General features: G+C 64.5%; 2 protein-coding genes. Both read left to right on the top strand.

The window, feature by feature from the left end; translation table 11 throughout:
- The coding region (locus CH286_RS12190; protein ID WP_094609338.1) for a CoA transferase subunit A at positions 1-666 on the top strand (666 nt) is incomplete at its 5' end.
- Positions 663-1,232, top strand: a 570-nt coding sequence (locus CH286_RS12185) for a 3-oxoacid CoA-transferase subunit B (RefSeq protein WP_141215840.1), incomplete at its 3' end; no start/stop codon positions are given. The genes CH286_RS12190 and CH286_RS12185, both read left to right, overlap by 4 nt.

Raw genomic sequence — 1,232 nt, 5'->3', positions numbered from 1 at the left:
CCGGACGCTCTCATCGAGGCCATCGCGAACACCGACGCCGACGAGCTGGAGGTGTTCTCCAACAACTGCGGCGTCGACGGCTACGGACTCGGAATCCTGCTGGCAGCGGGACGTATTCGCCGGGTCACCGCCTCGTACGTCGGAGAGAACAAGGAGTTCGCCCGGCAGTACCTCGCCGGCGAACTCGAGGTCGAACTGACCCCTCAGGGCACCCTCGCCGAACGACTTCGCGCCGGCGGCAACGGCGTTCCCGCCTTCTTCACCCCCGCCGGGGTCGGCAGCCCCATCGCCGACGGCGGAATGCCGTGGCGCTACAACGCCGACGGCTCGGTATCCATCGCATCGCCGCCCAAGGAAACGCGAGTGTTCGGCGACAAGCGGTACGTACTCGAAGAGTCGATCAATGCCGACTTCGCTCTGGTGCACGCCGAAACAGGCGATACAGCAGGCAATCTCGTGTTCGACAAGACCGCCATGAACTTCAATCCTCTCGCTGCGATGGCCGGCAAGATCACCATCGCGCAGGTCGAGAACCTCGTGGAGCCGGGCGAGATCGACCCAGCCCACGTACATCTGCCCGGCGTGTTCGTCCAACGCGTCGTACACACCGGGCCACAGGACAAGCGCATCGAAAAGCGAACCGTCAGTTCAGGAGTGCGAGCATGAGTGCAGGATGGACCCGCGATCAGATGGCCGAACGTGCCGCAGCGGAGATGATCGACGGCGAATACGTCAACCTCGGCATCGGACTGCCGACGCTCATCCCGGGATATCTGACCGACGACGTCAAGGTGACCCTGCACTCCGAGAACGGCATCCTGGGCACCGGACCCTACCCCACCGAGGACAAGGTCGACGCCAACCTCATCAATGCGGGCAAGGAGACCGTCACCGTCAATCCCGGTGCAGCATACTTCGATTCGTCGCTGAGCTTCGGAATGATCCGCGGCGGCCACATCGACACGGCGGTGCTCGGCGGCATGCAGGTCTCCCGCACCGGCGACCTCGCCAACTGGATGGTGCCCGGCAAGATGGTCAAGGGCATGGGCGGCGCGATGGACCTCGTACACGGTGCCCGACGCGTCATCGTCGTCATGGAACACACCGACCGCGACGGCAACCCCAAGATCCTCGACGCCTGCACTCTGCCTCTCACCGGCCAGGGCGTCGTGGATCGCATCATCACCAACTTGGCCGTCATCGACGTCGTCGGCGACGGCACCCTCGAGCTG

Source organism: Rhodococcus sp. WWJCD1 (assembly GCF_002258735.1).
Classification (GTDB): Bacteria; Actinomycetota; Actinomycetes; order Mycobacteriales; family Mycobacteriaceae; genus Rhodococcoides.
Note: the sequence above shows the minus strand (reverse complement) of the source record. Positions and strands in the feature narration are given on the sequence as shown.